21 protein-coding genes are annotated in these 20940 nt (G+C 35.4%); 19 read left to right on the forward strand and 2 right to left on the reverse strand.

Annotated features, from left to right (window positions below):
• Positions 1 to 79 precede the first annotated feature (79 nt).
• The 3 genes from MHH85_RS21195 to MHH85_RS21205 are packed head-to-tail and all read left to right on the forward strand — an operon-like array spanning position 80 to position 3432.
• On the forward strand, positions 80 to 574 hold the full coding sequence (locus MHH85_RS21195; protein ID WP_340708415.1) for a PH domain-containing protein: 495 nt from the start codon (positions 80 to 82) through the stop codon (positions 572 to 574).
• Positions 574 to 2049 carry a PH domain-containing protein gene (locus MHH85_RS21200; protein WP_340708416.1) on the forward strand — a complete coding sequence of 492 codons (1476 nt, stop codon included), beginning with the start codon at positions 574 to 576 and terminating at the stop codon, positions 2047 to 2049. The genes MHH85_RS21195 and MHH85_RS21200 overlap by 1 nt, the downstream gene beginning before the upstream one ends.
• Before the next feature lie 51 nt (positions 2050 to 2100).
• Positions 2101 to 3432 (forward strand): CoA-disulfide reductase, encoded by a 1332-nt coding sequence (locus MHH85_RS21205; RefSeq protein WP_340708417.1) that lies wholly within the window; start codon positions 2101 to 2103, stop codon positions 3430 to 3432.
• Positions 3433 to 3487: 55 nt separating this feature from the next.
• Here the strand turns inward: MHH85_RS21205 and MHH85_RS21210 are convergent, their stop codons facing one another.
• Positions 3488 to 3961, reverse strand: coding sequence for a VanZ family protein (locus tag MHH85_RS21210; RefSeq protein WP_193741102.1), 474 nt, complete (start codon positions 3959 to 3961; stop codon positions 3488 to 3490).
• 132 nt (positions 3962 to 4093) lie between these two features.
• Between MHH85_RS21210 and MHH85_RS21215 the strand changes: the two genes are divergently transcribed.
• The 10 genes from MHH85_RS21215 (at position 4094) to MHH85_RS21260 (ending at position 13058) form a co-directional block, all read left to right on the forward strand.
• Positions 4094 to 5086: a YecA family protein gene (locus MHH85_RS21215; RefSeq protein ID WP_340708418.1), complete on the forward strand. Its 993-nt coding sequence runs from the start codon at positions 4094 to 4096 to the stop codon at positions 5084 to 5086.
• 321 nt (positions 5087 to 5407) lie between these two features.
• On the forward strand, positions 5408 to 6412 hold the full coding sequence (locus tag MHH85_RS21220) for a GTPase (RefSeq protein WP_053419094.1): 1005 nt from the start codon (positions 5408 to 5410) through the stop codon (positions 6410 to 6412).
• A gap of 314 nt (positions 6413 to 6726) precedes the next feature.
• Positions 6727 to 7416, forward strand: coding sequence for a glyoxalase (locus tag MHH85_RS21225; protein ID WP_340708419.1), 690 nt, complete (start codon positions 6727 to 6729; stop codon positions 7414 to 7416).
• A 155-nt stretch (positions 7417 to 7571) separates the two neighbouring features.
• Positions 7572 to 8543, forward strand: a complete 972-nt coding sequence (locus MHH85_RS21230) for a S66 family peptidase (protein WP_340708539.1) — start codon at positions 7572 to 7574, stop codon at positions 8541 to 8543.
• Between the two features lie 162 nt (positions 8544 to 8705).
• The gene (locus MHH85_RS21235) at positions 8706 to 8897 is read left to right on the forward strand and encodes a hypothetical protein (protein ID WP_053419097.1); all 192 of its coding nucleotides are present in this window, start codon (positions 8706 to 8708) and stop codon (positions 8895 to 8897) included.
• A gap of 168 nt (positions 8898 to 9065) precedes the next feature.
• Positions 9066 to 9881, forward strand: coding sequence for a DUF2812 domain-containing protein (locus tag MHH85_RS21240; RefSeq protein ID WP_340708420.1), 816 nt, complete (start codon positions 9066 to 9068; stop codon positions 9879 to 9881).
• Between the two features lie 186 nt (positions 9882 to 10067).
• Positions 10068 to 10388 carry a PadR family transcriptional regulator gene (locus MHH85_RS21245; RefSeq protein ID WP_053419099.1) on the forward strand — a complete coding sequence of 107 codons (321 nt, stop codon included), beginning with the start codon at positions 10068 to 10070 and terminating at the stop codon, positions 10386 to 10388.
• A complete protein-coding gene (locus MHH85_RS21250; protein ID WP_340708421.1) occupies positions 10385 to 11407 on the forward strand; it encodes a DUF4097 family beta strand repeat-containing protein in 1023 nt (340 codons plus the stop codon). The genes MHH85_RS21245 and MHH85_RS21250 overlap by 4 nt, the downstream gene beginning before the upstream one ends.
• Before the next feature lie 113 nt (positions 11408 to 11520).
• Complete coding sequence (locus MHH85_RS21255) at positions 11521 to 12408, forward strand: NAD-dependent epimerase/dehydratase family protein (protein WP_340708422.1); 888 nt, start codon at positions 11521 to 11523, stop codon at positions 12406 to 12408.
• A gap of 137 nt (positions 12409 to 12545) precedes the next feature.
• A complete protein-coding gene (locus MHH85_RS21260; protein ID WP_227751948.1) occupies positions 12546 to 13058 on the forward strand; it encodes a DUF2179 domain-containing protein in 513 nt (170 codons plus the stop codon).
• Between the two features lie 56 nt (positions 13059 to 13114).
• On the opposite strand, the gene MHH85_RS21265 is transcribed toward MHH85_RS21260, so the two are convergent.
• Positions 13115 to 13516, reverse strand: a complete 402-nt coding sequence (locus MHH85_RS21265) for an NUDIX hydrolase (protein ID WP_340708423.1) — start codon at positions 13514 to 13516, stop codon at positions 13115 to 13117.
• A 286-nt stretch (positions 13517 to 13802) separates the two neighbouring features.
• Here MHH85_RS21265 and MHH85_RS21270 point away from each other — a divergent pair, with 286 nt between their 5' ends.
• The 6 genes from MHH85_RS21270 to MHH85_RS21295 all read left to right on the forward strand — a co-directional run bounded on the left by MHH85_RS21270 (position 13803) and on the right by MHH85_RS21295 (position 20883).
• The gene (locus tag MHH85_RS21270; protein ID WP_340708424.1) at positions 13803 to 14408 is read left to right on the forward strand and encodes a lysophospholipid acyltransferase family protein; all 606 of its coding nucleotides are present in this window, start codon (positions 13803 to 13805) and stop codon (positions 14406 to 14408) included.
• Positions 14409 to 14529: 121 nt separating this feature from the next.
• Positions 14530 to 14811 (forward strand): helix-turn-helix domain-containing protein, encoded by a 282-nt coding sequence (locus MHH85_RS21275; RefSeq protein ID WP_193737741.1) that lies wholly within the window; start codon positions 14530 to 14532, stop codon positions 14809 to 14811.
• 202 nt (positions 14812 to 15013) lie between these two features.
• Entirely contained in the window at positions 15014 to 15550 is a 537-nt protein-coding gene (gene lepB / locus MHH85_RS21280; RefSeq protein ID WP_340708425.1) for a signal peptidase I, read from the forward strand.
• A gap of 283 nt (positions 15551 to 15833) precedes the next feature.
• On the forward strand, positions 15834 to 18971 hold the full coding sequence (locus tag MHH85_RS21285; protein WP_340708426.1) for an MMPL family transporter: 3138 nt from the start codon (positions 15834 to 15836) through the stop codon (positions 18969 to 18971).
• Between the two features lie 146 nt (positions 18972 to 19117).
• The gene (ypfJ, locus tag MHH85_RS21290) at positions 19118 to 19972 is read left to right on the forward strand and encodes a KPN_02809 family neutral zinc metallopeptidase (RefSeq protein WP_340708427.1); all 855 of its coding nucleotides are present in this window, start codon (positions 19118 to 19120) and stop codon (positions 19970 to 19972) included.
• A 197-nt stretch (positions 19973 to 20169) separates the two neighbouring features.
• Complete coding sequence (locus tag MHH85_RS21295; RefSeq protein ID WP_193737737.1) at positions 20170 to 20883, forward strand: YebC/PmpR family DNA-binding transcriptional regulator; 714 nt, start codon at positions 20170 to 20172, stop codon at positions 20881 to 20883.
• Positions 20884 to 20940: the final 57 nt, after the last annotated feature.

Here is a 20940-nt window from a genome sequence, read left to right on the forward strand (position 1 = left end):
CGCCTTTATTAGCGGGGGATATTTTTATTTAGAAACTTTTTCCTTATATTAGACGTAATAGTAAAGAAGGAGTGGTTGGATGTATTTAAAGATTGAAGCGCCACAGCGCTGTATTTCGAGAGAAGCTGTAAAGGTTTGGCGTATGACTGAAACATTAACAAATACAGGGATTATAGCTGTACTTGGAGTCCTCTACTATTTACATATTCACTTTGAGTGGAAAGAATGGATTGGATGGATTGTCTTAGCGCTTATAGTAGCAACTTTCTTGACTGCAATTTGGGAAATCTTTTTTAAACCGAGTTTTATGCAAAAGTATTGGCGTTATGATGTAAATGAGGAATTTATTCAATTAAAGTATGGGGCTTTTAAAGAAGTTAATGAATTAGTTCCAATGACAAAGGTGCAGTCTGTAGAATTAATTCAAGGGCCGTTAATGCGCAAATACGATTTGTATTCAATTCAGATTGGTACTATGGGAACAGAACATGTAATCCCTGCCGTTTCTAAGAAAGAGGCATTTGAATTACGGGATCAAATTGCGCATTATGCAAAAATTAAGGAAGTGGAATGATGACGCAACCATTGAAAAGATTACATCCGCTTGTACTAATATTCGATCTGTATAAACTAGTTAAAAGTAATATAATCTTTTTTATATTTCTTTTTTTATTAAATATGGGTTCTGAAAAATGGTGGATTCAAACAGCGAAATGGATATTCTTGGGCTATGTTGTGATAATGCTTTTTTTAAGTATTGGTAAATGGATAACATATAGATATGTGATAAAGAATGATGCTTTCTATATTAAGTCGGGGATTTTTTCGAAAAGTGAGAGGACTATTCCATTTTTAAAAGTGCAGAATGTCCAACGCCAAACGACTGTTTTTCATAAAATTTTTAAAGTAACGTCATTAACTCTAGAAACAGCAACTGTTGGTGATGAAAGCTCCATTACATTTGACGTAATTTCTAGAGTAGAAGCAGAAAGTATAGAGAGCGCAGTTACAGAAACACGTGAACGGAAGGAAATTATTGAACAATCATCAGATGAGTTGTTTGAAGAGCAAGTTGTGGTTGTAGAACCAGAGAAGAAAGATAAAAAAGTGATCCATTTTACACCGACAAAAAAGGATTTGGTGAAGGCGTCTTTTACTTCACTTAGTTTTTTAATTTTAATTCCAATCATTTTTAAACTGGATGATGTTATTAAGCTCGATGTATTTAGAGATGAAGTGACGAATACTTTGAAATGGGGGTGGGCAATCTTAGCGGCTATATTAATGGGCGTACTACTTATTTCCATTGCGATTGGTATGGTTCATACCTTTATTAAGTATGGCAAGTATGAAATTTCATCGGATACTCAGAAGGTTTATATTAAAAAAGGTGTCTTAGATGAATCAATTTTTTCAATTCGCAAAGAGAAGATACAGGCTGTTGAGATTTCGCAATCTTTCATGAAGAGACTTCTCGGACTAGCTGAGGTAAAACTAATTAGTGCCGGAAACACTACAATTGGGGAGGTAGAGTCGAATACACTTTATCCATTTTTACCCGTGAGAAAGGCATATACATTGATAAGTGAGTTACTTCCAGATTATCAAGTAGTAGAAAGTATGCATGAATTGCCGAAAAAAGCATTTTGGATTCGTATGATTCGTCCAAGCTATATTTGGCTTATTGCAACGGCATTAATTTGGTATTTCAAGCCTTCATTGTGGTGGGTTTCTGTAGTATTACTTCTAATTATATATTCTTCACGCATATTAGATTATAAAAATAGCCGATATTTACTGAATCAGTCATTTATTCAAATGAAAACAGGTGGATTTTCTACTGTATTATTTATTACAAAACGTAGTCAAGTTATTGAAGTGAAGACAGAACGGTCGAAGTTGCAACGGTACTTCAAGTTAGCTTCAATTAAAACGGTAAACCGAGCAAAACCAGTGCTACATAAGGAGCTTCTTGATGTGCCTCATGAGGCTGCATCTGAGTTTTACAGCTGGTATGTAGATAGAACCAAAGAAGTCAAAATGCAATAAGTAGTTTTAATGCGCATAGAGTGGGAATAATGGAAGAAGAGGTGAATGATTATGAAATATGTAATTATTGGCGGGGATGCTGCGGGTATGAGCGCAGCTATGGAAATTGTACGTCGCGATAAACAAGCAGAAGTTACAACATTGGATAAGGGGCATATTTACTCTTATGGACAATGTGGTTTGCCCTATGTTATTTCTGGACGAATCCCATCGACAGACAATGTGATCGCACGGAGTGTAGAAACTTTTCGAACGAAATATGGTATTGATGCTAGAACAGGGCATAATGTAACAAATATCAATTCAGAGGCGAAAATAGTATCTGGTGTTGTGCTTGAGACGGATGAAAGCTTCCATATTCCATATGACCGTTTACTTATTGCTACGGGTGCTAACCCTATTTTCCCCGACTTTGAGGGTTATGAATTAGCTGGGATTCATACGTTAAAAACTATTCCTGATACAAAGGCTATTTTAAATGATTTGAATGATTCTGTTAAACAGGTAACCATCATTGGAGGTGGTTACATAGGTTTAGAAATGGCTGAAAGTTTAGTGGAACTTGGGAAAAAGGTACGTATTATTCAACGTGGTAATCAGTTAGCTAATATATTTGATCGAGATATGGCAGAGCTCATTCATGAAGAGGCAAGACAAAATGGGATTGAATTAATTTTCAATGAAGAAGTGAAAGGCTTTAAAGGAAAAGATCATGTGCAAACAGTTGTGACTGACAAGGGAGAGTATGAGACTGATTTTGTACTAGCAGCAATTGGTGTAAAACCTAATACAAACTTTCTTGATGGAACCGGTATGCACATGACTTCAAAGGGCGCGATTCTGGTAAATCCATATATGGAGACAAGTCTTGAAAACGTTTATGCCGCTGGCGATTGTGCTAGTCATTTTCATCGTATTAAGCAGAAGGATGATTATATCCCACTTGGCACTACTGCGAATAAACAAGGGCGTATTGCAGGTATGAATATGGCCGGTGGTGCAAATACGTTCAAGGGTATCGTAGGAACCTCTGTTGTGAAATTCTTTCATATAACTTTAGGTCGAACAGGATTATCTGAAAAAGAGGCAGTGGAGCTGGGATTCGACTACGAAGTTCATAAGCAAAAAGCGAAAGATATTGCTGGTTATTACCCTGGAAACCAGGAAATGCAATTGAAGCTTATCTATGAAAAAAAGACGCAGAAATTGTTTGGAGCACAGATTATCGGTGGAAATGGTGTAGATAAACGTATTGATGTTTTTGCTACAGCTCTTTATCACGAGATGACGCTGAATGATTTATTGGACTTGGATCTTGCTTATGCACCACCTTTTAACGGAGTTTGGGATCCGATTCAACAGATAGCAAAAAGAAAGTCATGAGATAAACAGTTGGTTTTAGTCCAACTTCTATATAAAGTGAAAATCCGTAGAGGCATTAAGCTTCTACGGATTTTCTTCGTGTTAATACTAGTATGAATTTTAAAAGGATGAGAAATGTGACAGCACCTGCTGTATCTAACATTACATCTTGAAAAGTAGCTGTTCGACCGGTTGTAAAATATTGATGAAGTTCATCAAGTGCCGCTAATGAAAATGTCAGAAGGGCTGCGGTGAATAGGCGGAATTTATGTTTAGGTAAAGCAATAAATATTGTTATCGCTATCAATCCGAACATGCCAAAATGTGCAGCTTTTCGGATTAAGAATTCTAAAAAGTAATAATAGCCGCGCTCGTCTACTGATACAATTATGCCCCAATAGGGAATTTCAAATAGGGATAATAGAGGTCTCAATGGTTCATTTGGAAACCACTCACGTAATGTTGGTACGATAGTTTGCTGCTCATAGCTCTGACTAGATGAGATGAAAATGACTAAGAGTAACATGAGTAATGGAATTAATTTTTTCATATAAGAACCATACCATAAATCGACAGGATTTTCAGTCGGCGTAATGAAAATGCTAATTATACTGTAACCTTTTGTAATCTTATGAAAGATGTTATGCTAAAAAAGCACTTAAATGATAAAGGACGTGTTAGAATGCCCGGACGTAATGAACCGTGTCCATGTGGTAGTGGTAAGAAATACAAAAAATGCTGTGAGAAGAAAGAAGCAGTCACAGTAGAAACTGTATACGCAGAAGAATTAGAACGAGTATTGCAAACATTTTATGATAAGTATCCGTTACGTAGCGACATTCCTGAGTTTGCTGAAGTAGCGAAGAAATGGCATGATGCAGTCGGCAAATATTTATTAGAAGATATGATTGAAGCCATTGCATTAGATGCATATTTCTTCCATGATAAAACGGATATTTGGCAAGGGTATTTGCAAAAAGTGAAAAAAGAAGTAGTACGCCCCTCGACTTTAACTGTATTAAACACTTGGGATCATCCAACAATGATGGTTGCTGAAGTAACAGCAATTGAAGAGAATTATATGGTGGTGCGAAATATTTTAACAGATGAAGTTGTACATTTGCGTCGTGAAAGTGACAAGCCTGTTCCTGTAGGCGTGCATGTGTTCTGCTTTATCTTGCCAGACGGCTCAAATAAAGAATCGCATTATTTAGCGGTATCAAGTATGATTTTCTTCCCGAAAGATCATCAAGCTGTATTCGGAAAATTAGCAGATACTTTTAAAGCACAATCGGCTTTAGACGAAGAAGCTTATTGGAAAGGAAATAGCCTAAGCTTCTGGAAAGAGCTAGGTGAAGCTGGCTTTGAAGGTGGAGAATTTACTGATTTTGAATCGGATGTATTTTTACGTGTTCTAGAGTTTTTAGAAGGCAAAGGACAAGACCCAAGACCAATTCTTGAAATTGTAGAAGATTATGTTGTAGAGCGCCAACCGAAAGCGCGTAAGGCTGTTGCAATTGCAGCAGGTGCCATTCGTTTTGGTGAAGAACAAAAATTATTTGAACCACTTGGAATGACAGTGAAAGAAATTGCTGAAAACTTTGAGGTTTCGCCATCTTCATTAAATAAATATTATAATGAGCTAACGACTTATTATACTGAAAAAAATAATTAACAAAAAAGCTACTTCAATTAATGAAGCAGCTCTAGACTGTAGACAACTCCGAAGAAATTTGGATTTATCTACAGTCTTTTTATTTTTATACAGGATAGATCGGTTGATTCGAAGCTTACTACTCGCTTTCCGCGGGCGAGCGCCGAGCCGCTTCTCCAAACCAATACAAACTACCTTCTAACTTTCTATATACTCATTCGTTTTGCAGATAAAGGTGGATTTCTAAAAGTGCAAAAAAAGTAAAAAGTTTGCATTCTTAAGAGGTCTGTTATAGCTTTAAAATATGAGAAGTATTGTCCAACCTTCAGGAGGTTTTAACAGATGAACACAAATCAACCTTTTACAGATGCAGAATTTGATCGTATTTTTGAAGAAAAGTCAGAAGAAATTAATGCCCAGCTGGATCGTGAAATTTTGATAGCCATGATTGGTGATGTAAACGCTGGGAAATCCTCAACAGTAAATAAATTAATGGGTGACGATGTGGCACCAGTGGGCGCAAATCCTGGTGAAACTCAGCATATCAAAAAGTATATATACAAAGATAAAATTGTTTTCGTCGATACTCCAGGGCTTGATGATATTAAAAGTGAGAACTCGGATTTAACGATGAATTTTTTCCATGAGGCAGATGTCGTGCTATTTTTCCTTAATGCAGCGGGAACAGTTCTTTCAGAAACGGAGCTTGCTTCACTAAAGAAAATAAGTGCGGTCAATAAAGACATTATTCTAGTACTTAACAAAATTGATGCAGCTGACGATATACCAAGCCTTGTGAAATATGTACAAGACCATACAAATTATCAGTATCCGGTGACACCGATTTCTTCTCGCACAGGTGAAAATATGTCCATGTTACAAGAAAAGGTGTTAGAGCTTTTGGAGGTCAAAAAAAAAGACATTTTAATGGCAGCTCATATGGCTGATAAGTCAGCTACTGCTAAAAAGTGGATTTTAGGAGCAGGCGCATCAGCAGCTGCAATTGGAGCAGTGCCAATTCCAGGAGCTGATTTCGTGCCATTAACAACTTTGCAAGTAGGTATGATGCTGAAGTTGTCTACCCTTTATGGAAAGCCTATCTCTAAAGATAAAGCTAAGGAAATGATTATCGCAACGATAGTTGGTAATGTTGGGAAAACAATATTCCGCCAAATAGTAAAATTCGTACCAGGAGCAGGCACTGTAGCTGGTGCGAGTGTGGCAGGTGGAATGACAATAGCACTCGGCTATGCGGTGAAATATGCGTATGAAAATGACATCGACGTCAATTCAAAAACACTTAAACCTTTATATGAAACGTTTTTAAAAGACCAAAAGAAAAAGTAATATTATATTCTGTGCCATAAACCTTACGAAGGATTTATAGCACAGTTTTTTGTTTTGTGTGGGAAATAATATAGAAAGAACAAGACCAACAATTATCGAATATTTCGCTCATCCTATTGTCACAAGCGTTGGATGATGAAAAGTGGGTTGAGTAGTTTTAAAAAATGATTATCTAAAGCGACTACTAGATTAATAGTATGACATTCTAGCAGTCGCTTTCTCATACAATAGTATGAAAGAGATTTCATCCAATTGGTGGTATAAAACACTAATGTTATTAACATATGATGGAAGTATCGATTGGAGGGAATGTGATGATTATCCAAAAAGTGAGCTTGTATAGCTCGAATTTAGAAGAAACGAAGAATTTTTATGTGGGTAAATTAGGCTTAGGACTTTTAAATGAAAGTATTAATAGTTTTGAAATAGCTGTTGGTACAAGTATTTTAGAATTTAAAGAATATGAAGGGGAAGGTATGCCATTCTATCATTTTGCACTCAATGTACCTGGTAATTTATTTCGAGAAGCTAAAACGTGGATTATGCAATTAGTATCCTTAAATAATGATGAAGAAGGAAATGATGACGTACATTTTGAATCAGCTAAAGCATTCTCATGCTATTTCGAAGATCCCTCAGGTAATATTGTAGAGCTGATTTCACGTTATGGCTCTTCTCCACAAACCAAACTAAATGAACCTTTTTCAGCAAAGAATCTATTAAATATTAGTGAAATAAATGTTACAACAGATGATGTTTTGAATGTTGGTAGTGAATTACAACTATATGGTATTGTCCTAACAGATGAGGAGCCATTAGAACCGAATGCTCTTAATTTTTTAGGTGAAAGGGAAGATGGTGCCTTTTTCTTATTAGCACCTACAAAAAGAATATGGTATTTTTCGACGAAAGAAGCAGTTAGTTATCCATTGATGATCCAGTTGAAAGATGGCCGATTTGTTGAGGTGAATGAAGATGGAAATGTTTCTATTGGAACAAAATAGTACTTTCAAAAAAAGGCTGCTCTAGCGGCTTTTTTATATTAAAGTAGATTATTCTGTGTTTAGTGTTAGAATATGTAAAAGTGTTTACGTAGGGGGTTATTATCATAGCTATTATTAAGCCAAAAAGATTAAAGGTTGGTAGTACAATCGGAATTATTGCGCCATCATCAGGAATAGCAGCTGATTGTCCCGGCCGTTTGCAAAGAGGAATTGAAGAGATTGAGAAGCTAGGCTATAAAGTAGTTGTTGGTGAGTATGCGAGGAATAGCGACGACTACATGGCTGGCACAGTAGATGAAAGATTGACTGATTTACATACGATGTTTAATAATCCAAAAATTGATGCGATTATTACGACAATTGGTGGAACTTGTTCACATCAACTTCTAGATAAAATTGATTATGAACTAATTAAAGATAATCCAAAAATATTTATGGGCTATAGTGATATTACAGCTTTGAATAGCGCTATTTATGAAAAAACAGGACTTGTTACATTTTTAGGACCAGCGATTTTACCTCAGTTCGGTGAATTCAATGGGTTGATGGACTATACATATAAGTATTTTCAAAATACTTTGGTTGAGGTAAATACTGTTGAGATTAACAGTTCATCATATCGTGTATTGGAATCATTATCTTGGGACAAAAAAGATACTAGGGAGCGTGTTAAAGAATCTAACGCTGGTATGCAAATTTTCAAGCAAGGAAAAGCGAAGGGCAAGATTATTGCAGGTAATGTTGGGGTTATGTTGCTTCTAGCAGGAACAGAATACTTTCCTAATGTGGATGGAGCAATTCTTTGCTTAGAAGATGATGAAGGAGAATGTCCAGAATCAATAGATCGTTATTTTACTCAACTCCGACATATGCGGGTATTTGATAAAATTTCTGCTTTAGTCATTGGTCGGTTCCATCCCTCGGTCGGTTTTGGAGATAATCACGATAATGGGTTACTCAACTCCATTTTACAAAGAGCTACAGAAGGATATGATTTCCCTATTGTTTACAATGCTGATTTTGGTCATACAGATCCGATGTTCATATTACCAAATGGTATTCAAGCTTCAATTCAAGCAAATGAAGACGGAATAGAATTTCGCTTTTTAGAAACAGCTGTACAATAAATGATTAGAAATAAGGGTGTATCAGTTGATTTATAAGAACAGATATATAAACAGAGTTTTTAATAGTGAAATAATAACATTCTTTCACTAGCAGATTCATATTTCTCATGGTACTATCGGTATAAATAAAACTGAAATTTTCAAATAAAGAGGCGAAGTAATTTGTTAAAAGGTTTACCATTATACATGGTGCTAATCGCTGTCGGCTCCCTTAGTATCACATTTGGTATGACGCGTAATTTACCTTTGACGATGCAATGGATATTACTTATTAGCGGCACGATTTTAAACATCATTAGCTTAATCGGACTTTTTATATTTTTGGCAAAGCAAGACTCGAATAAAAAAGCATAACTGCTAAGAAAGCTATCTCACTAATGGTGGGATAGTTTTTTATTTTTGGTAAAAAATGTTGATTGGATATATCGCAAAGTGATATAGTCGAAGTGTGGCATAGTTGGGGTAAAAAGAGTTGTCGCATGAATATAGAGTAAATCCCTTTTTCCTTCAAGAGATGGTGTTTTGAGACGTATTAGTTCTCATCAGGATAAATGGAGCAGTTTTGCAATTATTAGCGCATGGATACTATTGATTATTTTCATGCCATTTTGTTTAATGTTGTTTATGTTGGACTTTGAAGATTTGGCGCCTATTTGGTGGATGATTCCTATATCACTTATTATTTTAGCGGTTAGTAATATTAGGTTAAGTATCTTTTTAAAAAGGCAATTAAAGGATTTAGAAAAGAAATATTTTAATACATCGATCGATCAAGTGCAGGCAACAGGAAAGACGTTTAGAAAATGGAAGAATACTTGGGCATACTTTCCTAAAATATTAGAACGATGGTTAATGGAAATGGCGGCACAAGGTAATAGACTAGTAAAAGTAAATGGGAATTTCTTTATATTTGAAGAAGGGCAAAATGAAAAAGTCTCTTATTTTTGCGAAATGAGAAAACGTATAGAGCCTTCTTATTTCGATATGCATAAAGAAGCGGGTTGGCAACTAAAGCATAAAACAACACAACATTTCGGCTCCTTTGTAATTTGGGCAAAGCAATATAAAGAAGGGGAAACAATACCAACCCTAGGGCAGGATATTACTGAAGAGCGAAAGCAAACTTTCCGAACATACTTAAAGCGAATTGCATCATTGCTTTTTTTGACAGTATTAAATTTAATACATTTATTACTTCGTATTAAAGATTATAAATTTGGTGGCGACATTGGTGACAAAGTTGTTATAGGAATACTAGCAATAGTTGTACTGCTAAGCGTAGGTATATTAATAAGTATCTCCTATACGTATTTCTTTAAAGAACGGAAGCTTCATTAACATATGGCATGATATTTTATTTTGTTTCGGCAGTTATAATGTTTGTTATTTTTTTATACAATAGCCTAGTTACAAGCTATTCTTCAAAAAAAGGATAGCTTTTTTATTAAATACAGTACCTTGCATTGAACAATAGACATATGTTATAGTACTGTTTAATAAACAATAGTGAAAGGAGGAAGCTGTATGAACGTGCAATTTAAAAAGGGTGTCTTGAATTTATGTGTGTTAGCTTTACTTGAAAATCAAGATCGTTATGGATATGAGCTAGTGCAAGCTATTTCACATCAAATTGAAATTTCAGAGGGCTCTGTTTATCCATTGCTTCGCCGTCTCACGAAAGAAGGCTATTTTACCACTTATTTAAAGGAATCAACGGAAGGGCCGCCACGTAAGTATTACCAAATTACAAAGCAGGGTCTAATTTATCTAGAAGAATTACGTCAAGAATGGGATTCATTTATTGCTGGAGTAAATCATTTAATCCATGAGGGGGATGTAAAATGAATGAGGAACGGTATTTGCAAGCACTAGAAAAAGAGTTGGATTGTTTAAAACAAGAGGAAAGACAGGATATCATTCGCGATTTTCGCGAGTATTTTTCAAATGGACGTAGTGAAGGGAAAACTGATACTGCTATTATTGATGCCCTTGGGACTCCAGCACATATTGCTGAGGAATTATTAAAGGCTTATGGTGAAGAGGATATGAAGGTAACGGAGGAACAGCCTAAAGGGGAATACTTTACGAAAGTGAGTATAGAGGCTGATTTTGCAGACTTAGATATTATTCCATCACCTGATGATCGTGCATATGTTGATATGAAAGATCAATTGAGTAATAAGTTGATTACAATGGATATTGTCGGAGATACACTGAAAATAGTTATTAAAGAGAAGAAAAAATGGTTTGCATTTGGCATTATTTTAACATTTGGTAACGCGCCTAAAGTGACGATTAAATTACCTAAACGTATGTATGATATGATTCGAATTGATAACGATAATGGTGTAACGAGAGCGGAACAATTACATGCTATTTTAATGCATATTGAATCAGATAATGGTCGAATTATATTAACAGATAGTGCCTCTACAAACTTACATGTAGAAACTGACAATGGCCGAATTACATTAAAAGGTGTTCAATGTAAAACATTAACGGGTGAGACGGATAATGGCCGTATAGAGTTACATCATGTACAAACTGAGTCAGTTAAGGTTAAAACAGATAATGGTCGAATTGATATACAAGAAGTAACAGGTGCCATTGAAGCAGAAACAGATAATGGCCGTATTGAAGCTTTTATTCCTATTATCACTAAACCAATCTCCTTGGAAACGGACAACGGGAGCATTCAATTATACGTGAAAGAAAAGCCAGATAATGCCACGATTCAGACTAAAAAAGACATGGGTAAAAGTATAATTTTCGGTGAAAAAACAAAAAAAGTAATCTTGGGTAATGGTTTATTACCGATTTCTTTAAAAACAGATAATGGGAGCATTACCGTTGCGCTAAGATAATTTCTAGCCCCTTGTACATATTGTACAGGGGGTTTTATAGTAGTTAAAAATATATAAATGACAAAATATTTGCTAAAATAAGATTGGTAGAAATTTCATAAGGGGGAGAGATTATGAAGAAAATTTTAGTATTAGGCGGCACGCGTTTTTTTGGCAAAAGACTAGTTGAATTATTAGTAGAGGATGGTCATGATGTAACAATTGCTACGCGAGGAAATTTAGCAAATCCTTTTTGTGATAAGGTAAAACAAGTCACAGTAGATAGACTAAATGCCAAAGCGCTAAAATCAGCTGTAGGAAATGAACAATGGGATATCGTATACGATAATATTTGTTATTCACCAGATGATGCAGCTGTGGCTTGTGCTATCTTTGATAAAAATGTAGGTCATTATATTTTTACTTCAACATTATCAGTTTATTCAGCAGATGGGATAGCTAAAAAAGAAGAGGATTTTGATCCTTATACGCATCCAATTCAAATGGGAGATCAACATGCATTTTCATATAGCGAAGGGAAACGTTTATCAGAAGCTGTATTTTTTCAAAAAGCAACGTTCCCAGTAACAGCAGTCCGATTCCCAATTGTAATTGGTGAAGATGATTATACAGAAAGACTACTTTTCCATGTTGAGCATGTGGAAAATGAAGAAGAGATAGGAATGGTTAATACAGAAGCACGTATGTCCTTTATCTCATCTGATGAAGCAGGATCTTTCTTAAAATGGGTTGGACAAGAGCAAATTACTGGGCCTTTAAATGCAACATTAAAAGGTACCTATTCATTAGCAGAAATGCTAGAAATTATTGAAGAAGAAGTTGGTAAAAAGGCAATTGTTTCAGCTGAAGTTGAACAGGAAAATGTTTCACCTTATAATATTCCGGATTCTTGGTATATGGAAACGTCAAAAGCAGAGTCTGCAGGTTATACATTTGCAACATTGGATAGTAGTTTTCCACAACTTGTCCACAAGCTTGCAAGAAATACATCACAAAACTAGATAAATAAATCACTGATATGAGAGGGGCTACTATTTTTTTAGTGGCTTCTTTCAGTTTTAAGTGTATAAATCTATTTTTCGGGAACTATAAAAATATGTAAAGAATCTATTTTGAGTGCGACTAGGAGTTGAAAACCATGATTGAAATGATTTTACTAATCATTGTGATTAACATTTCTTATATGACTTTAACAACTCTACGGTTGATTTTGGTCATTAAAGGCTATCCGAAAGTTGCGTCCCTGCTCTCGATGGTAGAAGTATTTATCTATTTGATGGGGTTAACTATTGTATTAGACAATTTGGATAATCCATGGAATATCGCTGCTTACTGCCTAGGTTGGGGATTAGGTGTTTATTCGGGAAGCTTAATTGAACAGCGCCTGGCTTTAGGCTATGTACTATTTGAAGTAATAGTTGATGCAAGTGAAGCGGCACTAGTTGGAGAGTTACGTGCTAAAGGGTATGGTGTCACTTCGTGGTTTGCAGATGGTAAGGATGGTAAGAAAATAAGTATGAGAGTAATAGCCAAGCGTAAAAATGAAGCAAAATTACGTGCAACAATAATAGGTATATCGCCAAAGGCATTTGTTATCTCATATGAACCAAGTAAGCTCAATGGAGGATTTTTAGTAAAACAAATGCGGTAAATAGAATAAAGAGGAAGCATCATATCGTCTAGTTTTCTAGACAGTATGATGCTTTTTTAGTCAGTAGAATCATTAGCCATAAGAATCCTCACGACTTCTAATGGACGTACATCTAATTCGCTTATTTTTGTGAGGGGTATCCAGACAGCTTCATATGTACCATTTTCAATTGAAGATTTTGTGAATTCTTCACCATTTCCTGTGCCAAATTCGCCTGATATTATTTGAGCTGTGAAATAATATTGTGTACCATTGAATGGAACGGTTGTGAGTAACTTTTTGAGCTCTACGTGAACACCTAATTCTTCTAAGGTTTCCCTAATCGCCGCTTGTTCAGCTGTTTCACCATACTCAATTCCACCCCCAGCGAAAACATAATAGTTACCATGACCTTTATTTCTTTTCAATAAAGCTACTTTATCTTCTCGGATAATGACTGTAGCTGCTCGATTTCGCATAAAAATACCTCATTTAACTTAAAATGTTTGAAAAAACAATTAATTATAACCTTTTTTTGTACATTTGGTACAAATTTTATAAATATCGATTACAATAATAGGTAGGGGAATGTAGAATTATGGATTCAATGTATGAACCACCTATTCGTTGCTATCGTTTGAATATAATTTCTTTTGTGGATACTATCTCTAGTATAGAATATTAGAGCTCTTCAAAATAGTAACAATCGCAGTAAATGAATATCGCTGAAGATAGATATTTATAGTGCAAGTAAGGAGTAGAAAAGTGTATAGATTTGTAGGTCTTTTTGTAGTAAAGTTTTTAGGTTTATTTAATAAGGTGAGAGTTTTTGACGAGCATAATGTGCCAACAGAGGGTGGTTATGTTGTAGCTTGTACTCACACAGGTTGGATTGATATTTTGAATCTTGGTGTTTCTATATACCCGAAACCTATTCATTTCATGGCTAAGAAGCAACTTTTTGATCATAAGCTACTAGGTTGGTTTATTACGAAGATGAATGCTTTTCCTGTAGATCGTGATAACCCAGGTCCAAGTGCAATTAAAATACCAATGAAGTTGTTAAAAGAAGGTGAAGTAGTAGGTATTTTCCCAAGTGGAACACGAAATGCGGAAGGAAACTCTTTAAAGCAAGGTGCCATTACAATTGCTCAATTATCCAAAGCACCTATTGTACCAGCTGCATATATTGGGCCGAATACACCGCGTGAAGTGTTTGCTCGTGAAAAGGGCTACCTTATCTATGGTGAACCCATTTATATTACGGCTAAAGGTAAAGCTGGAAGAGAAGAATTTACGCATCTTCTTGAAGAACAATTAGCTACGTTACAGAAGAAGCTAGAAGAGAAAATTGCTCATGACGCTAGCTGATTTTTGTCAGTTAGTGACTATAAAACAACATAGAGTATATCTACTTACTGCGGGGGCAAATCAACTTTAAAGTAGCTGAAAAAGAATCGTTAATACACAATTTCTTTTAGGGGTGGAGCGTATGGTTACTGTTGATTTTTACGAAAAAGATGACAAAGTTGGAGGTAAGTCTCCGTTAGAAGTAATGGCAGAAAAGCGTAGTCAACTGATTTTTAAACAAAGAATGTCAGTTGGACTTACGCAATCTGAATTAGCGGTACAGGCGAATGTAACGCAGAAAACGGTAAGTCGAATTGAACGTGGAGACACGAAGGTTCGCGAAACTACTTTACAAAAGGTTTATGATGTTTTGGGGATAACGGAAGAACATCTTATTGTATTAAAGGGCCATCCAAATACATAAAGAAATACTACTTTTAAGTGCCATATCTGATATGATATGGCACTTTTTTTAGGCTCAATTATTTAGAAAAAGGATTAATTGATTGATATGCATAAATAGTTGTAGTGAAAAATTGCGTTAAAGGGCTGATAGATGGGATAATATAACTAATGTTAAGTTATAATGAAATATATGGAATACTTTTAGTAGGGGGAGAGTTTGAATGGAAAAAAGTCAAAAAAAAGAACTGCTTTCATGGTTACGTCCCATTCTCATCGCTGTCATTATCGCTGTTGTTTGTCGCCAGTTTTTGATTTCACCTATAACAGTTCGAGGTGAGTCAATGGAGCCAACATATTTTGAGGACAATAAAGTGTTAATAAGTAAATTAAGTCATATTGAAAGATTCGATATCATTGTATTTGATGCACCCGACTCAGACGAGAAATATATTAAAAGGGTAATTGGATTGCCTGGTGACCATGTTGCAATGAAGGATGACACTCTTTACATAAATGGGAAGGCATACGATGAGCCTTACTTAAATACAAAGAAAGAAAATTTATTGGAAGGCCATTTTACATATGATTTTACATTAGAAGATATAACAGATGAAAAAGTAGTGCCTTCTAATAGCTATTTTGTACTTGGGGATAATCGTTTGGAAAGCTCAGATAGTAGAGAATATGGCTTTATTTCAAAAAACGCAGTGAAGGGCGAAGTGAAGCTTAAGTTTTTCCCTATATCAATAGTTAAATAACAGAACCTTAATTGATATTTTGTGATGTGAAAAGGTATATCCAATTAAATTGTAAAAATGAGACTCATAGAATGAATATAAAAGGTCTTCCTATCAAGGAAGGTCTTTTTATTTTGTAATAATTTATGTAAAATGATGAAAAATTGTTTATATATATTTGTAACCATCAAATAATTATAATAGATAAGAAATGTATATTATTAATAGCGAAGAGATAGTGAGAGTAATTTAATGAGAGAGTGTTTAAAAATATGCAGTTTTTTAGATTAAGAGGTGTAAAGAGTTGAAAAAGTTCATAAATGTTAGGTCGGTAGCACTAGTGGTGTGGCTAATCATAACAATAGTTATGATTTTGACAATGCCTAATTTAGACCGGCTTGTTAAGGAAAAAGGGCAACTGATTATAAGTAATGCAGTGCAAAGCGGAATTGCAGCTGAGATGATGAAAGAAATGAATGATAATAGTAGTGAACACTATTCCTTTACTGTAGTCTTCCATAGTGATGCGGATAAAAAATTATCTAGTGAGCAATTAGAAGAAATTCGTACAGCGATTACTCGTTTAAAAGATCACCAAAATGATTTAGGCATTACTTCCATAACGTCGCATACAGACAGTAAGGAAGTGAAATCGCAGCTTGTTTCAGAAGATGGGACGACCATCTTGACGCAAATTTCAATAGATAAAAAGCAAGGTGAAATTTCACATGTTGAGAAAGAATTAAATACATATTTTCAATTGAATAATGTAGATACATATTTAACTGGAAATGACTTGGTGATTAGAGATTTTGCAAAGTCTACACAAGATGGTGTTGCAAAGACAGAAGTTATTGCTATTATTTTCATCATAGTTGTATTAATTCTAGTCTTTCGTTCACCTGTAGTTCCAGTGATTTCTTTAGTGACAGTCGGTATAGCATACATCGTTTCTTTAGGCGCTATCGCACATTTAGTGGATAAGTGGGATTTTCCATTCTCCAATTTCACTCAAGTGTTCCTAGTTGTTGCGCTATTTGGTATCGGTACAGATTACAATATCTTACTATACACCCGCTTTAAAAAAGAACTTAGAAATACTAGTGATTATGTAGTGGCTGTAAAAGCAACTTATAAATCTGCTGGGAAAACGGCCCTTTATAGTGGAGTGGCTGTGTTTATAGGTTTTATAGCATTGAGCCTTTCAGATTTTCCTTTATATAAGGCAAGTTCATTAGTTGCAATAGGTGTAGGGGTTTTATTACTTGTCCTTATCACATTGAACCCATTCTTTATGGTTTTCCTAGGTAAAAAAATGTTCTGGCCAGCCAGAAATTTGGAAGGGCGTGGTAATAGTAAACTATGGTCGATTTTAGCGAAATTTGCATATTTTAGACCTATTTTAGCGCTACTTTTAGTAGCCATTGTATGTACACCTTTCATAATGAAAAATTCTGGTGAATTGAATTACAATGATTTATTTGAGATTGCGGATAGTTATGAATCGAAGCAAGGGATTAAAGTTATTGAAGAGCATTTCCCACCTGGTTTCTCATCTCCAACAAATATTGTTATTAAAGGGAGCAAGACTTTAGATAACCAAAAGTCTCTACAAGCACTTGATGAATTAACGCAAGCTATTGCAGAAATAAATGGTGTTTCAAAGGTATATTCATCAACTAGACCTGAAGGGAACCAAGTTAAGGAACTTTACTTGAACCGTCAAACAACTCATGTAAATAGCGGATTAGGAAATGCACAGGATGGCATCGGTGCGATTCATAATGGTTTATCAACTGCTGGAGATGGACTTAGTAAAGCAGAAGATAGTGGGATTGAAAATGTCCAAAAGTTAATTGACGGTACTACAGAAGTGAAATCAGGCATATTAGCATTGAACTCTGCTATGGAGAAAGTTACAAAGGGCTTCCAACATGGAGTAACAGGAGCAGGTCAAATTCAAACAGGCTTACATGAATTAAATACCAATATTGCGGAATTGTCTGATGGTACCAGACAATTACAGAAGGGTTATGTAGATTTATATACAGGCCTTAATACATTTTCACAATATTTTTCATCATTGAGTGATGCAATTATCGGCGCTAGACAAGGATATGCACAGATTGAAGTTGCTATGAGGGCCCTAATTAAAACAAATCCAGAATTAGAAAATGATGAGAATATAAGAACTACTCTACGTATAGCACGAGCGGGTCAGCTAGAGTTTTTGGTATTAAAAAACCAAATGAATAGAATTGAGCCACAGTATAAGATGGCGATGAATTCATTCAATAAAGCGAATACTTCATTCTCAAAAATTAATAATGGCTTAACGTATGTTGAGCAGGGAGTGAAACAACTTGAAGATGGAGCACTAGAGTTAAAAACAGGATTAGATAAAGGAGAAAATGGATCTGAGCAAATTGCTAGTAATCTACCCTATTTACAAACGGGACTAACTCAAATTAATAATGGTCAAGAGCAATTAAAGTCAGGACTTTCTGATTTACAACAACACATGAAAGCTTTGCAAAAAGGTCTTGCAGATAGTACCGAAGGTTTAGATGAAGTTAGTGCAGGTCTAGCGAATGCTCAAGATTATCTAGGAAACGTTAGTAACTCAAAATCAACTGAGAAATTCTTTGTTCCTAAGAATGTTTTAGAGGGTGAGGATTTCCAAAGAAGCTTAGATATGTACATGTCTGAAAATCGGGAAATGACAAGATTAATGGTTGTTCTTGATGTTAATCCATATTCAAAAGAAGCAATGCACATTGTTGAGAAAATCAATAAACGTATTGAATCAATTTCAAAAACTGGCGAGTTGGAAAATACGCAAATTGCAGTAGGTGGAAAATCTGCTCAAAATCTAGATTTACAAGATATTTCGAGCAATGATTTTACGAGGACTACTATCATTATGCTTATCGGTATTGGAATTGTACTAGTTATTATTACACGTTCACTTTGGAGACCAATAATCATTATTGCTTCATTAATTATTGCCTATTACTCATCACTTGGAATAAGCGAATTAATTAGTAAATACATTTTAGGTTTTGATATCTTAAGCTGGAACGTCCCTTTCCTTGGTTTCATTATGCTGATTTCACTTGGAGTAGATTATAGTATCTTCATGATGATGCGCTTCAATGAACTTGAACAGAAATCGAGTGAAGCAATAATAGAAGCAGCAAAAAATATCGGGTCGGTTGTATTATCAGCAGCGATTATTTTAGGTGGTACATTTGCTGCTTTGATTCCTTCAGGCATTTTGACATTGATACAAGTAGCGTTAGTTGTCATAGTAGGTCTAGTATTAATGAGTTTACTTTTGATGCCAATCTTCATTCCCTCAATGTTTGGTCTAACTAGTAAACTTCTACGTCTTGGTGATAAAAAGAAATCCAATAATAAAAAGAGTTCATTAAAAGAATAAAATTTAAGCTACTTTACCATTTAAAAAGAAATGTGTGGAGTAGCTTATATTTTTATCTTGAATGGGTTTTCTGGCTATTCGTGACTAAGTACATATATAGATGGGTAAAAATATATGAAGTTAGAGTAATAAGGAGATGTATTACGATGAATTGGAAAGGTAGAAGGCAAAGCTCCAATGTTGAGGATCGGAGAGGCATGAAGAGCCCTGCCGTAATCGGAGGGGGAATAGGCGGTATCGGAATAATTATCGTCCTTCTTTATACATTGCTAGGCGGTAATCCACAAGATATTTTGAATGGTTCCCAACAGTCTATTCCTACAGAGCAGCAAAGCTCTACTTATATTCCAACTGCTGAGGAAGAAGAACTAGCAAGTTTTGTCAAAGTTGTCCTCGCAGATACTGAGGATGTCTGGACGGAAATCTTTAAAAAAGAAGGCATGACATATAAAAATCCAACGCTCGTGTTATTTTCAGATAGCGTTCGGTCAGGATGTGGGACAGCTAGTGCGTCTGTAGGTCCATTCTATTGTCCAGCTGATCAAAAGCTATATATTGATTTAAGTTTTTATCAAGAATTAAAGAACCAATTTAAGGCGCCAGGTGATTTTGCTATGGCCTATGTTGTTGCGCATGAAGTAGGTCATCATGTACAAACAATGTTAGGAACTTCTGAAAAAGTACACGCGATGAATGGTAAAGTATCGCAAGCTAAGTACAATAAATATTCCGTTATGTTAGAGCTCCAAGCAGATTATTATGCAGGTGTATGGAGTCATTATGTACAAGGAGAGGGCCTTTTAGAAGAAGGAGATATTGAAGAAGCGCTTACTGCTGCGAATGCAATTGGTGACGATACACTCCAAAAAGAAGCACGTGGTTATGTCGTACCAGAAAGTTTTACGCACGGTACATCTAAGCAGCGTGTAAAATGGTTTGAAAAGGGATTCAATAATGGGACAATTGCTGGTGGAGACACTTTCAATGCCAAAGACTTATAGGAACTAGAAAAGGGTATAAAACGCTGAAAAATACGAAAGAAGGCTAGTTTAGCTCCCTTTTCGCATTTGACGAATATATTAATTGCTATGAAAATAGTGTATAATACTACAGTAAATTAATGGCTTATCCTCAAGTGGGCAAAAGTAATGCCCGCGCGTCATTTATATGTAGACTATTTGAAAGAGAGTGAAAATACATGGGACGTAAGTGGAACAATATCAAAGAGAAAAAAGCTGCTAAAGACCAAAGCACAAGCCGTATTAACGCTAAATTTGGACGTGAAATTTATGTAGCTGCTAAACAAGGGGAACCAAATCCAGAATCTAACGGTGCATTAAAAGTTGTTTTAGAACGTGCTAAAACATACAGTGTACCAAAACATATTATTGATCGTGCAATTGATAAAGCTAAAGGTGGCGGGGACGAAAACTTTGATGAACTTCGTTATGAAGGTTTCGGTCCAAATGGCTCAATGGTCATCGTTGATGCTTTAACAAATAACGTAAACCGTACTGCTGCAGATGTACGTGCTACATACGGTAAAAACAACGGGAACATGGGTGTCAGCGGTTCTGTAGCTTATATGTTCGATCCTACAGCTGTATTCGGAATCGAAGGAAAAGAAGCTGAGGAAGTACTTGAAATGCTAATTGAAGCTGATGTTGATGTACGTGACGTATTTGATGAAGGAGAAGCAACAATTATTTATGCTGAACCTGCTCAATTCAATGCAGTGCAAGAAGCTTTAAAAGCACAAGGTATTACGGAATTCACAGTAGCAGAATTAACAATGCTACCTCAAACTGAAATCCAACTTGAAGGCGAAGACCTAGCAAAATTTGAAAAGCTAATTGATGCACTAGAAGAACTTGATGACGTTCAACAAGTTTATCATAATGTTGAACTTTAATAGATGAGGGTTCTCTGGTTCAAGAAATGCAATTTATGACTTGAACAATTTAAAGCC

The sequence above is a fragment of the Viridibacillus sp. FSL E2-0187 genome, from assembly GCF_038006425.1.
GTDB lineage: Bacteria > Bacillota > Bacilli > Bacillales_A > Planococcaceae > Viridibacillus > Viridibacillus arvi.

Excerpts from the sequence above, each read along its gene's own strand:
- MHH85_RS21195 (WP_340708415.1), top strand. The coding sequence starts at position 80 with ATGTATTTAAAGATTGAAGCGCCACAGCGCTGTATTTCGAGAGAAGCT.
- MHH85_RS21200 (WP_340708416.1), top strand. The coding sequence starts at position 574 with ATGACGCAACCATTGAAAAGATTACATCCGCTTGTACTAATATTCGAT.
- MHH85_RS21205 (WP_340708417.1), top strand. The coding sequence starts at position 2,101 with ATGAAATATGTAATTATTGGCGGGGATGCTGCGGGTATGAGCGCAGCT.
- MHH85_RS21210 (WP_193741102.1), bottom strand. The coding sequence starts at position 3,961 with ATGAAAAAATTAATTCCATTACTCATGTTACTCTTAGTCATTTTCATC.
- MHH85_RS21215 (WP_340708418.1), top strand. The coding sequence starts at position 4,094 with ATGCCCGGACGTAATGAACCGTGTCCATGTGGTAGTGGTAAGAAATAC.
- MHH85_RS21220 (WP_053419094.1), top strand. The coding sequence starts at position 5,408 with ATGAACACAAATCAACCTTTTACAGATGCAGAATTTGATCGTATTTTT.
- MHH85_RS21225 (WP_340708419.1), top strand. The coding sequence starts at position 6,727 with ATGATTATCCAAAAAGTGAGCTTGTATAGCTCGAATTTAGAAGAAACG.
- MHH85_RS21245 (WP_053419099.1), top strand. The coding sequence starts at position 10,068 with ATGAACGTGCAATTTAAAAAGGGTGTCTTGAATTTATGTGTGTTAGCT.
- MHH85_RS21250 (WP_340708421.1), top strand. The coding sequence starts at position 10,385 with ATGAATGAGGAACGGTATTTGCAAGCACTAGAAAAAGAGTTGGATTGT.
- MHH85_RS21255 (WP_340708422.1), top strand. The coding sequence starts at position 11,521 with ATGAAGAAAATTTTAGTATTAGGCGGCACGCGTTTTTTTGGCAAAAGA.
- MHH85_RS21260 (WP_227751948.1), top strand. The coding sequence starts at position 12,546 with ATGATTGAAATGATTTTACTAATCATTGTGATTAACATTTCTTATATG.
- MHH85_RS21265 (WP_340708423.1), bottom strand. The coding sequence starts at position 13,516 with ATGCGAAATCGAGCAGCTACAGTCATTATCCGAGAAGATAAAGTAGCT.
- MHH85_RS21275 (WP_193737741.1), top strand. The coding sequence starts at position 14,530 with ATGGTTACTGTTGATTTTTACGAAAAAGATGACAAAGTTGGAGGTAAG.
- lepB (WP_340708425.1), top strand. The coding sequence starts at position 15,014 with ATGGAAAAAAGTCAAAAAAAAGAACTGCTTTCATGGTTACGTCCCATT.
- ypfJ (WP_340708427.1), top strand. The coding sequence starts at position 19,118 with ATGAATTGGAAAGGTAGAAGGCAAAGCTCCAATGTTGAGGATCGGAGA.
- MHH85_RS21295 (WP_193737737.1), top strand. The coding sequence starts at position 20,170 with ATGGGACGTAAGTGGAACAATATCAAAGAGAAAAAAGCTGCTAAAGAC.